This window comes from Bernardetia sp. (assembly GCF_020630935.1).
Lineage (GTDB): Bacteria > Bacteroidota > Bacteroidia > Cytophagales > Bernardetiaceae > Bernardetia.
This window is the reverse complement of sequence record NZ_JAHDIG010000100.1, coordinates 1-10,948: the sequence shown is the minus strand read 5'-3', so window position 1 is coordinate 10,948 and position 10,948 is coordinate 1. Positions and strand designations below refer to the sequence as shown.

The 10,948-nt window shown below is 34.3% G+C and carries 9 protein-coding genes; 6 read left to right on the top strand and 3 right to left on the bottom strand.

The window, feature by feature from the left end; genetic code table 11:
* Together QZ659_RS19075 and alaS are read left to right on the top strand one after the other, a co-directional pair.
* On the top strand, nt 1–1,459 hold a 1,459-nt coding region (locus tag QZ659_RS19075; RefSeq protein WP_291728408.1), incomplete at its 5' end, for a peptidylprolyl isomerase.
* 389 nt (nt 1,460–1,848) lie between these two features.
* Nucleotides 1,849–4,482 carry an alanine--tRNA ligase gene (alaS, locus tag QZ659_RS19070; RefSeq protein ID WP_291728405.1) on the top strand — a complete coding sequence of 878 codons (2,634 nt, stop codon included), beginning with the start codon at nt 1,849–1,851 and terminating at the stop codon, nt 4,480–4,482.
* A 99-nt stretch (nt 4,483–4,581) separates the two neighbouring features.
* Here alaS and QZ659_RS19065 read toward each other — a convergent pair whose 3' ends face one another.
* Nucleotides 4,582–5,403, bottom strand: coding sequence for a hypothetical protein (locus tag QZ659_RS19065; RefSeq protein WP_291728403.1), 822 nt, complete (start codon nt 5,401–5,403; stop codon nt 4,582–4,584).
* Between the two features lie 110 nt (nt 5,404–5,513).
* Between QZ659_RS19065 and QZ659_RS19060 the strand changes: the two genes are divergently transcribed.
* From QZ659_RS19060 to QZ659_RS19050, 3 genes are all read left to right on the top strand, one after another.
* A complete protein-coding gene (locus QZ659_RS19060) occupies nt 5,514–6,272 on the top strand; it encodes a Uma2 family endonuclease (RefSeq protein ID WP_291728401.1) in 759 nt (252 codons plus the stop codon).
* 61 nt (nt 6,273–6,333) lie between these two features.
* On the top strand, nt 6,334–8,526 hold the full coding sequence (locus QZ659_RS19055; RefSeq protein WP_291728399.1) for a S9 family peptidase: 2,193 nt from the start codon (nt 6,334–6,336) through the stop codon (nt 8,524–8,526).
* Nucleotides 8,527–8,572: 46 nt separating this feature from the next.
* Entirely contained in the window at nt 8,573–8,791 is a 219-nt protein-coding gene (locus QZ659_RS19050; protein WP_291728397.1) for a hypothetical protein, read from the top strand.
* A 72-nt stretch (nt 8,792–8,863) separates the two neighbouring features.
* On the opposite strand, the gene QZ659_RS19045 is transcribed toward QZ659_RS19050, so the two are convergent.
* Nucleotides 8,864–9,466 carry a hypothetical protein gene (locus tag QZ659_RS19045; RefSeq protein WP_291728395.1) on the bottom strand — a complete coding sequence of 201 codons (603 nt, stop codon included), beginning with the start codon at nt 9,464–9,466 and terminating at the stop codon, nt 8,864–8,866.
* A gap of 60 nt (nt 9,467–9,526) precedes the next feature.
* Nucleotides 9,527–10,462: a bifunctional riboflavin kinase/FAD synthetase gene (locus QZ659_RS19040; protein WP_291728393.1), complete on the bottom strand. Its 936-nt coding sequence runs from the start codon at nt 10,460–10,462 to the stop codon at nt 9,527–9,529.
* A gap of 202 nt (nt 10,463–10,664) precedes the next feature.
* Between QZ659_RS19040 and QZ659_RS19035 the strand changes: the two genes are divergently transcribed.
* Nucleotides 10,665–10,948, top strand: a 284-nt coding sequence (locus tag QZ659_RS19035; protein ID WP_366935878.1) for a GbsR/MarR family transcriptional regulator, incomplete at its 3' end; no start/stop codon positions are given.

Sequence of the window (10,948 nt, the reverse complement as noted above, 5' to 3'; positions counted from 1 at the left end):
TGCCACACTGCTTATGCTGGATTTTTTGACTCCTCCGAAGCAACATTATACAGTTCGTTTGATGGCTTCGGCATATTTTGCACGAGTTGGAGAGCAAGTGATTTCTCAAAAAGAAGAAGATTCAGTACAGATACGTTTGAGAAATAAGTTTTTTGAGACCTTAAAAATAAAAGCTGATAACGATTCGCAGTTGTTTGTTCGTTCGAATGCAGCTCTAGCGTTGAGTTCAATCAAGACAAAGGAAAGTGAAGAGTTTTTAATCAATATTTTAAATAAAAAAGATGAAAATTATTTAGTCAAAATTTCAGCAATTCGTGCTTTAGGAAAGTTTGAACCTTCTCCAAAGATACAAAAGACCATTGGGAATTATATAAATGCTGACAATCCGAATCTTCAAACTGTAGCCTCACAAGTGTTGAAAAATATAGCTCGTCTGACAGATTCAAAACTTTATTTGGAATGGGCAGAACTAACAAGAAATTTTCGAACTCGTGCCAATCTTTTGGCTGGTGCTATCAAAACAGAAAAAAAAGAAAATTTAGCCTCTCAAAAAGCAACTATTATTTTAGACTCCTCTAAAAATGTCTATGAAAAGATGGCTATTCTTCAAGCACTTTCAGAAAATACACAAAACTTAGATTTGATTTTAGATACACTGCAAACTACACAAAATCATTTATTGAGAACATCTGCGACAGAAGCACTTATGAACTATCTTTCTCAAAAACTTTCTACCAAACAAAAAGAACAAATTAAGAAAGGGCTTGAGTTTGCAATTGGTTCGGAAGATGTAGGCGCAATGGCTCTTGCTGCCAATGGACTGATGAACGAAGAAATAAAAAAAATGTATAGTTACAATGTCAATTCTTTAGTAAAGTTGTTACAAGAAGCTAGAAAAAAATTAGAGCTTCCCAAAGAAGTAGAAACCTATCAAGAAATTAGCAGGACGATAGCTTTTTACACAGGAAAATCTGTCGAAGTTCCTCCATCTCCACCAACCCAAGAAATAGACTGGAAACTTATCAGTACATTAGATGCAAGGCATTCTATTATTCTTAAAACTAATAAAGGTGATGTGGTAGTTTCTCTTTTTACAGAAGAAGCACCAGCAACAGTGGCTAATTTTGTAACTTTATCAGGGACAAGTTTTTTCAATAAGAAAAAATTTCACAGAGTTGTTCCAAATTTTGTTGTACAGGGAGGAGACCCACGAGGTGATGGCTGGGGAAGTGTAGATTATACGATTCGTTCAGAATTTTCTACGTTCTATTATGACGATGAGGGCTATTTGGGAATGGCTTCGGCTGGAAAAGATACGGAAAGCTGTCAGTTTTTTATTACACATTCTCCTACACCACACCTAGACGGACGTTATACCATTTTTGGGAAGGTAATCAGTGGAATGGACATTGTACATCAACTAGAAGTAGGAGATTATATTGAAGTAGTGAGTTTTTAGATTTTACTTTCAACAAAAAAGCAATTACACATCCTGTAATTGCTTTTTATAAGAGTTTTATTTTTAAGATGATGATTCTAGCTTGCATAAACTCCAAGAACAAAGTAAAAATATTAGGTTCAAACCCATTTGACTATAGGCTTCAATATCTAAAAATTAGAAGATGCAAAACAGATTATTGATAGGCTATGGAATAGATGAATATGTATATTAAGTTATTTTTTATCATAAAACTTTAAGAAAATATTTATCATCAACTTTTCAAAGATGATTTTATTGTTCTAATTCTTTTTATCTTTGCCCTTTAAAATTTTGTAACACATCGGAATCTAAGCAAGAATAATAAACTTTGCTTGATTAATAAGTATAAACAAATAGTTTTCTTCACCATGACAGCTAAAGAAGTACGCCAAATCTTTCTCAACTTTTTTCAAGAAAAACAGCATTTAATTGTCGATTCTGCGCCACTCGTTCCTAAAGGCGATACTACGCTTATGTTTATCAATTCTGGAATGGCACAGTTTAAAGATTTTTTCTTAGGCAATGGAAACCCTCCTTCTAAGCGAATTGCTGATACTCAAAAATGTCTGCGTGTCTCTGGAAAGCACAATGATTTGGATGATGTAGGTATTGATACCTACCACCATACATTTTTTGAGATGCTTGGAAACTGGTCGTTTGGCGATTATTTTAAAAAAGAAGCTCTTCCTTGGGCGTGGGAACTACTGACAGAAGTTTATAAGTTACCCAAAGAACGTCTGTATGTAACTGTTTTTGAAGGAGATAAGGAAGATGGTTTGGGAATGGATAAAGATTCTTTTGAGGTTTGGAAAGAAATTTTGGGTGGAGACGACCGTATTTTGTACGGAAATAAAAAAGATAATTTTTGGGAAATGGGCGATGTCGGTCCTTGTGGACCTTGCTCTGAAATTCATATTGACTTACGTACCGATGCAGAACGCCAAGAAGTAGATGGAAAAACATTAGTTAATGCAGACCATCCACAAGTTATCGAAATTTGGAACAATGTCTTTATGGAGTTTGAGCGCAAAGCAGACAAATCTCTTGTAAAACTTCCTTCGCAGCATGTAGATACAGGAATGGGTTTTGAGCGTTTGGTGCGTGCCATTGAGGGTAAGCAATCTAACTACGATACTGATGTTTTTGCTCCTCTTATCCAAACAGTTGAAGCATTGAGTGGAATCCGTTATGGAGTAGAAGAAAAAACAGACATTGCCATCCGTGTTATTGCTGACCATATTCGTGCGATTGCCTTTGTGATTGCAGACGGACAGCTTCCATCAAACAACAAACAAGGTTATGTAGTGCGTCGTATTTTGCGTCGTGCTGTGCGTTATGGTTATACGTATTTGAACCTAAAAGAACCATTTTTATTCAACTTAGTGCCTGTTTTGGCAGAACAGTTTGACGATACATTCCCAGAACTAGATGCTCAGAAAGATTTTGTAGCAAGAGTAGTAAAAGAAGAAGAAAACTCATTTTTACGCACTTTAGAAAATGGAATTAAGCGTTTTGAAGAAGTAAAAAACAGAACGTCAAATACAATGATTCAAGGAAAAGATGTCTTTGAATTATATGATACTTTTGGTTTTCCTGATGACCTTACAGAACTAATGGCAAGAGAAGCAGGAATGACTATCGATAAAAAAGGCTTTGAAAAGGCATTAAATGAGCAAAGAAAACGCTCACAACAAGATGCTGCATCTGAAAAATCAGATTGGCACGAAATCCAAGAAGACGAAAGTGTAAATGTTGATTTCTTAGGATATGATACGCTAGAAGCAAAGGCAAAAATTGTAAAGTGGAGAGAAATTAGTAAAAAAGGCAAAACATTGTATCAAATCGTGCTTGACCAAACGCCTTTTTATGCAGAAAGTGGTGGACAGGTAGGCGATAGAGGTTATATCCAAAACTTAGAAACAGAAGAGAAAATTAGCATCGTCGACACACAGAAAGAAAATGATTTGATTGTGCATATCACAAAGAAATTACCTTCTGACTTTAAGGCAAATTATAAGGCTATCGTAACCGAAAAATTAAGACGTTCGACAGAAAACAATCACTCAGCTACGCACCTTTTACATGCAGCTTTAAGGGATGTTTTGGGAACACACGTTCAGCAGAGAGGCTCACTTGTTTCAGAAGATATTTTGCGTTTCGATTTTTCTCATTTTTCTAAAATGACAGAAGAAGAAATTGAAAAAGTAGAGAATATCGTCAATCAGAAAGTTAGAGAAAATATTAAGCTACAAGAAATGCGTAACGTTCCGATAGACCAAGCGAAGGATATGGGAGCTATGGCACTTTTTGGTGAAAAGTATGGCGATTCGGTGCGTGTGGTAATGTTTGATAAAGATTATTCGGTGGAGCTCTGTGGAGGTACTCACGTTCCTGCAACGGGCAAAATAGGTTTCTTCAAGATTATTTCTGAAAGTTCGGTAGCTTCTGGAGTGCGTCGTGTAGAAGCTCTGACAGGAGAGAAAGCCTATAACTGGATTCAAGAACAAAACAAACTCGTTAAGGAAATTCGTTCGTTGGTAAAAGGAAATAAAAACCTCAAAGACGATGTAAATTCTTTGGTAGAGCAAAATGCAATTCTTCAAAAACAGATTCAAGAATTTCAAGAAAAAGAAGCTAGAAATATCAAAAAAAATCTTTTGAATGAAGTGAAAAATGAAAATGGAATAAATATCTTGATTCAAAAAATTTCTATTCCATCGTCTGATGCGCTAAAAAATCTTAGCTTCGAACTCAAAAATGAGGTAGAAAATCTTTTTGCTGTCTTGGCTGCTGATATTGAAGGCAAACCACAAATTGCTGTTACCATTTCTCAAGATTTGGTAGAAGAACGAGGCTTGAATGCTGGAAAAATTGTAAAAGAACTTGCCAAAAATATCAAAGGTGGGGGAGGTGGACAGCCTTTCTTTGCTACGGCAGGAGGAAAAGATTTGTCTGGACTAGATAAAGTAGTAGAGGCTGGTTTTGAAATTTTGTATAAGTAGATTTTGTCCTAAATTGTCAAGACACTTCAAAGTGTCAGACAATTAACTTTTAATGAAGCAACATTCTTAGCTCTGACTAGAAATGTTGCTTTTTTTATTCTATTTTTTCTGTATGAAATTATTTAGCTCATCAACATTTTTATTTATCCATTTTTCAAATTTAGAAAGTGTCAATCCCCAACTTATCATATAGAAATGTATTACATACCTTGTGCCTTCTATAACCTTCGTTTCGAACTTTGATATAATTTTTCCTTGAGTTTCTACACTAATATCATTTGGTACAGGAATAAAAATAACCATCCGTTCATAACTACCAGTTTTTGCTGGTACAATTCTTAATTCGTGTTCTATTTTTACTTCATAATTTTTGATGATAATTGCACTATCTTCATAATTAGATAATTGTTCAAGTTTCTTAAATATTTTTTTACGTCTCCACTCAACATATTTTTCCACGTAGAAAATCATAAGGAGAAAGAATAGTCCAGATATAGAGAAAAAAATTCCTAAGCCCCCTCCCCACATAGCATCTGTGTGATATGAAGAGTTATATTCCTCAAGAGACATAATCTCTTTTCCATCTTTTGAAAGAGTTACAATTTCTTTTCTGTATGGTACTTTATCTTTTTCGTCATCATAATCTACATAATGAACACTGTAATTTTGTCCTGCTTCAAATGCATCTACTTCAGATGTATATAAGTTAGAGTTTGTAATTGAACTTGTCTTATAAATATTAATAGAGTCTTTTTCAAATGTGTATTTGGTTTCTCCCCTACGTTTATTGATTTCGACTACTAACCCTTCATAGAATTTAGTTTGCTCAAGAGTAATATCTTCTTGATTAAAAATTGTATAAAATCCAAAAAATGCGATACTAAGAGACAAAAAAGCCCAAAAACCTGCAAGTATTTTCATAAAAATATAATTGGTTGTAAAATATTTCCAAAGGTAGAAAATTATATATTTTCCCTATCTTTATTCAAAGAAAGTATAGAAATTAATCAGCCGATTAAAAATAAAGAAAAATGAATAATTACCAGTTTGAGCTGACCAAAGAACAAGAAAAACTACTCCTTCCACTCTTGGAAGCCCTACAAATAGATTTTCAAAAAGTAGAAGCAAAAGAAGATAATCAAAATGGAAGTACACAAAAACTTCCTGCACCACTTCCCCAAAAGTCGGGCTATTCTTTTAAAGAGATAGAAGAATATGCAGCTTTATTTCCAAAAAACTACCAATGGAAAGTCAGCGACTTAGAAACCTATTTTCCTCAAGATTTAAAAGTGAGTGTACAAATTATCCAAAATCAATTATTTATTATGCCTTCTCCAAATTTCAATCATCAAGCTCTTTCTATGGAACTTTCATCTGCAATGCATGTTTTTTGCAAGGCTAACAAGACTGGAAAAATAGTTACTGCTCCTATTGATGTACATTTTGACGAAAATAACGTTCTCCAACCAGATATTATTTTTATTGCTGTCAGTCGTTATCATATCATAGATGAAAACAAAAAAGTAGCAGAAGAACCAGATTTGGTAGTGGAGATTTGGTCGCCTTCTAACACCAAAAAAGAACGTGAAATGAAACACAAAACCTATCAGAATGAAGGCGTAACGGAATATTGGCAGATTTTTCCTAAAAAACGAGAAGTAAAAGTAGAGGTTTTGAATGAAAATGGTAAGTACAAGCTCTTTTCAGAAGCTAAGAAAAAAGGCAAGGTACACTCTAAGGTTTTAAATGGTTTTGAGATAGAAGTACAAACACTCTTTGAAGAGGAATAGAAAAACACTAATTTGCAGTATCTTGATTTTCCAAAGGATAATTAAATCTCATTTAAACAACATGCAAACACGTTTTTTAAAACATACATTTCTCAAATCTACTTTGGGAATTGTCTTTGCTTCTTCACTCTTTTTTAGTTGTGGAGATAAAAACAGTTCTCAAAACAATTTAGAAGATACTTCAAATCAGACTATGACAGACACACTTACGCCTCCAATGGCTCAAAAAGTTCCTCAAAAATTAGAACAACACGGACAAACACGTATCGATAATTATTATTGGCTGCGTGATGATAGTCGTACCAATCCGAAAATGCTGGCTTATTTGGAAGCAGAAAACGACTATGTAACCAAATCATTGGCGCATACTGACGAGCTTCAAGAAAAAATCTATAAAGAAATACGTGGTAGAATTAAAGAAGATGATGCTTCTGTGCCTTACAAATATCAAAATTATTGGTATTACACTCGTTACGAAGAGGGTAAAGAATATCCTATTTATGCACGAAAGAAAGAATCTTTAGAAGCTGATGAAGAGGTTCTTTTAAATGGAAATGAGCGTGCTGAAGGAAACGATTTTTATTCGGCTCGTATCAGTGTCAGCACAGGTGAGAATATGCTCGCTTTTGCAGAAGATACTACTGGAAGAAGACAATATACTGTTCGTTTTAAAAACCTTGCTACTGGAGAAATTTTGGCTGAAACTATCCGAAATGTAGAGCCTTCACTGGTTTGGGCAAATGACAATAAAACACTTTTCTACGTAAAGAAAGATCCAGAAACATTGCGTTCACATCAAGTATGGAGTCATACGCTTGGAACAAATCCAGAAACTGACCAACTGATTTATGAAGAAAAAGATGAATCATATTATACATACATTGGCAAATCAAAATCCAAAAAATATGTTATGATTTATTTGAGCAGTACGCTCAATACAGAAGTTCATTTGATAGATGCTGACAAGCCAAGCTCAAAACCAACTGTGTTTTTGAAAAGAGAACCAAAGCACGAATATAGCATCGAACACAAAGACGATTATTTTTATATAGTTACCAACTGGGAGGCTCAAAATTTTCGTCTGATGAAAGTAAAAGTAGGTCAGCAGAACGACAAATCTAAATGGGAAGAAGTGATTCCACATAGAAAAGACGTTTTGTTGGAAGATATTGATATGTTTAAAGATTTTATGGTCTTGAGTGAGCGTAATGAAGGACTTTTACAGCTTCGTGTAATGAATCAAAAAGATAATTCTGAACACTACATGGAATTTGATGACCCTGCTTATATGGCTTACACGACTCAAAATGTAGAGTTTGATACAAAAACATTGCGTTTTGGCTATACTTCCCTCACAACGCCAAATTCTGTTTTTGATTATGATATGGAAAGTAAGGAGAAAGAACTCAAAAAGCAGCAAGAAGTGGTGGGAGGTTATGAGCCTTCTGATTATGTTTCAGAACGAATTTATGCCACAGCAAAAGACGGAACGAAAATTCCAATTTCTTTAGTTTATAAAAAAGGAACACAAAAAGATGGTAAAAACCCATTAGTAGTCTATGGTTATGGCTCGTATGGCGCATCTATGGATGCTTATTTTAGTGTTTCAAGGTTGAGTCTTTTGGAGCGTGGTTTTGTGTATTCTATCGTTCATATTCGTGGTGGACAGGAAATGGGCAGACAGTGGTATGAAGATGGAAAACTTCTCAAAAAGAAAAATACCTTTGAAGATTTTGTTGCTTGTACAGAATTTTTACAACAAGAAGGTTTTGGAAGTCCAGAAACAACTTTTGCCATCGGTGGAAGTGCTGGAGGACTTTTAGTAGGAGCAGTTATGAATATGCGACCAGATTTATATAAAGGAGTTTTGGCAGCCGTTCCATTTGTTGATGTAGTTACGACGATGCTAGACGAATCTATTCCACTTACTACCAACGAATTTGATGAATGGGGAAATCCTAAAAATAAAGAGTACTACGATTATATGATGAGCTATTCGCCGTATGACAATGTAGTCGCACAAAACTATCCGAATATACTTGTTACGACTGGTCTGCACGATTCGCAAGTGCAATATTGGGAGCCTGCTAAATGGGTAGCAAAACTTCGTGAACTCAAAACAGACAATAACAAACTTTATTTCAAAACTAATATGGACGCTGGACACGGTGGAGCATCTGGGCGTTTTGAGGCTATAAAAGAAACAGCTTTAGAGTATGCCTTTATGTTGGATTTGGTGGAAAAGAAAATGTAAAAAATAGTTTTTGATAATGTAAGGGCAAGGCTTGCTTTGTCCTTACTTGAATTTTGAAAATATAGAAGATGTATTTGAAGAAGCCATAGCAGCTTTTTCCCAAGTGTTTTTTAATCTTATAGGGGCGTGTCTGCGTTGGCTTTTTTTCTTTGGAAGAGTTTCTTTTAGTCGTTTGAAATACCAAAAAATAAAAAATATATTAGTTGGAATAGTATTTTGGGTAGTTTTGCTTGCTGGAGGATGGTATTGGATAATCCATCTTTGACATTATCCTTCCCATGCCCTTGTTTTGAAGTGCCAATGTTTCTGTTCCTTCTGATTGGGTTTTTCATTTTTACTAATGGTCGAATAGCCAATAAATCATTTCACTACGTTGCTCTGCCAATCTACAAAAATGTAGTATCTCATCTAATTTAGGAGAATGTTTATCAAACATTGAAGTCTTTTTAAGATAATACAGGCGATTTTCAATCTCTACTTTATCAGAGATGCTTATCCACATATCAACGTCGTTCTTTTCAGTAGGATAATTTACAACATTTATTTTATCAGATATTTCGTGATATAGAGAGTCTCCTCGTAGCCAACACCGACTTTCATTTATTATTATGTCAGTATCTAACCCTTCTTTATCCATTTTTTTATAATCTAAATCTATTTCAAATGGTAATGAATCTTCGTTTTCTTTTAGGTATTTTTTAACTTTCTCTATAACCAATGCTAAATCTTTAGGACGTACTTTCTTTCCTAAATCATCTTTAAAATCGTCATAGCGAGAGGCTTCCAGTAAAGAAGTCTCTTCTTCGGTAAGAAATGGTTGTTTATTCTCCCAAATGTATCCCCTTGTTATTTCCCACCAAAAATCACGTCCTAAAAAAGGAGCTATACTTTGTTTATCATCTTCATCACTAGCTAATCTTATATATACTTCAACTCCCATAAATCTACCAATTTAGATTACGTTATGATAACAAATTACCTATGATTTTATTTTGCTTAATCAAACCTTCAAAACTTCCTCACTCATTTCTTTATCTTTGGCAAGCTGGGCTTTTAGCTCTTCTAAGGAATTATACTTTTCTTCGGGACGTAAGTATTTTACAAACTGCAATGTGATATTTTTGTCATAAATATCTTTATCAAAATCAAAAATATTGACCTCAATCGTCTGTTTTAGATTTTTTCCTATCGTCGGACGAACGCCAATACTGAGCATTCCTCCATAATATTCATACTTGTAATAGACACGAACGGCATAAATTCCTTGTTTTGGAATGAGTTTGTGTTTGTAGTCTAGCTTTAAGTTAGCCGTTGGATAGCCTATTGTTCTGCCAATTTGTTTTCCTTTGACAACTTTTCCAGTAATTGAAAATTCGTAACCCAAAAGCTCGTTAGCCGTTTCTATATCGCCAGCAAAAAGAGCTTTTCTAATTCTGGTACTGCTGATAGCATTGTCGTCTATATCTTGTCTTGAAATTTCTTCTACCTTAAAGCCAAATCTGTCTTCGTTTTCCTTTAAATATTCAAAGCCTCCTTCTCTATTTTTCCCAAAACGGTGGTCATAACCAATTACAAATTGGCGAGTTTGTAATTTTTTCTGAATAATTCTCTTGATAAAATTTTCTGATGAAGTAGAAGCAAAACGCTTGTTGAATGGAATTATGCAAAGGTGGTCTATTCCCAAATCTTCGAATAACATTGCTTTTTCCTCTAACGTATTCAATATTTTCAAATCTTTTTGTTCTGGAAAAAGCACCAAACGTGGATGAGGATGATAGGTCAGAACAACAGTCTGAGCATTAGGAGTTTGTTTTTTTAAATCTATAAGACGTTGAATTATCTTTTGATGCCCTAAATGAACGCCATCGAATGTACCACTTGTTAGAATTGTATGTTGAAGTTCTGGAAATTCTGAAACCTTACGGTAAATTTTCATCTAAAAAAAAGTTGATGAATAGAAATATTATGAAACAAACACAAAGATAAAGTATTCATTTACCAATCAAAAGTAAGAATACAAAGTCAGCAACTAAAATGTATATTTTTTGTTAATCATAAGGTTTTATATATACTTTCAAGTCAGATTGAAATTTCGTACTTTTATAATCAATCAGAACAATACAATTAAAAATAATATAATGAAATTAGACGACGCAAAGGCAAAGTTTATTCAAGCGTGGGGCGTTTTGGGAACAAGTTGGGGAATTAGCCGAACAATGGCACAGATTCATGCCCTTTTACTTGTTTCTGCCGAACCTCTTAGCGCACAGGAAATTATAGATACGCTTTCCGTTTCACAGGGAAGTGCAAATATGAACCTTAGAGCTTTGATAGATTGGCAACTCATAGAAAAAACAATAAAAATAGGAGAGCGAAAAGAGTATTTTTCGGCTGAAAAAGATATGTGGGAAATCACAAGAAG

Coding starts and splice junctions, on each gene's coding strand:
- alaS (WP_291728405.1), top strand. CDS start 1,849: ATGACAGCTAAAGAAGTACGCCAAATCTTTCTCAACTTTTTTCAAGAA.
- QZ659_RS19065 (WP_291728403.1), bottom strand. CDS start 5,403: ATGAAAATACTTGCAGGTTTTTGGGCTTTTTTGTCTCTTAGTATCGCA.
- QZ659_RS19060 (WP_291728401.1), top strand. CDS start 5,514: ATGAATAATTACCAGTTTGAGCTGACCAAAGAACAAGAAAAACTACTC.
- QZ659_RS19055 (WP_291728399.1), top strand. CDS start 6,334: ATGCAAACACGTTTTTTAAAACATACATTTCTCAAATCTACTTTGGGA.
- QZ659_RS19045 (WP_291728395.1), bottom strand. CDS start 9,466: ATGGGAGTTGAAGTATATATAAGATTAGCTAGTGATGAAGATGATAAA.
- QZ659_RS19040 (WP_291728393.1), bottom strand. CDS start 10,462: ATGAAAATTTACCGTAAGGTTTCAGAATTTCCAGAACTTCAACATACA.